Below are 952 nucleotides of genomic sequence, written 5' to 3' on the forward strand. Positions count from 1 at the left end.
TGAAGTGGTTTACTGAATTTGGCCACCTGAACAGAGGTGATATGCTCACCTCAGAACAACACAGGTGCTCCAATGAAAAGAAGAAATTTTAGTCCTGAATTCAAACGCGAATCTGCTCAGCTGGTTGTCGATCAAAACTACACCGTCTCTGATGCCGCCAAGGCTATGGATGTAGGTCTTTCCACGATGACGAAATGGGTCAAACAACTGCGTGATGAGCGTCAGGGCAAAACACCAAAAGCCTCCCCGATAACGCCGGAACAAATCGAAATACGTGAGCTCAGGAAGAAGATGCAACGTATTGAAATGGAAAACGAAATATTAAAAAAGGCTACCGCGCTCTTGATGTCAGACTCCCTGAACAGTTCTCGATAATCGGGAAACTCAGGGCGCGTTATCCTGTGGCCACACTCTGCCATGTGTTCGGGGTTCATCGCAGCAGCTACAAATACTGGAAAAACCGTCCTGAAAAGCCAGACGGCAGACGGGCTATATGACGCAGTCAGGTACTTGAGCTGCATGGCATCAGCCACGGTTCGGCCGGAGCAAGAAGCATCGCCACAATGGCAACCCAGAGAGGCTACCAGATGGGGCGCTGGCTTGCCGGCAGGCTCATGAAAGAGCTGGGACTGGTCAGTTGCCAGCAGCCGACTCACCGGTATAAACGTGGCGGTCATGAGCACGTTGCTATCCCGAACCATCTTGAGCGACAGTTCGCCGTAACGGAGCCCAACCAGGTGTGGTGCGGTGATGTGACCTATATCTGGTCAGGTAAACGCTGGGCGTACCTCGCCGTTGTTCTCGACCTGTTCGCAAGAAAAACAGTGGGTTGGGCAATGTCGTTCTCGCCGGACAGCAGACTCACCATGAAGGCGTTGGAAATGGCATGGGAAACTCGCGGTAAGCCCGCTGGGGTGATGTTCCACAGCGACCAGGGTAGTCACTATACAAG

1 pseudogene is annotated in these 952 nt (G+C 52.4%); it reads left to right on the forward strand.

Going from position 1 to position 952, the window contains the following annotated elements:
- Window positions 1-72: 72 nt before the first annotated feature.
- Window positions 73-952: pseudogene (locus tag AU511_RS16980) on the forward strand (IS3 family transposase); the annotation flags it as partial.

The sequence above is a fragment of the Lonsdalea iberica genome (genome assembly GCF_002111585.1).
Classification (GTDB): Bacteria; Pseudomonadota; Gammaproteobacteria; order Enterobacterales; family Enterobacteriaceae; genus Lonsdalea; species Lonsdalea iberica.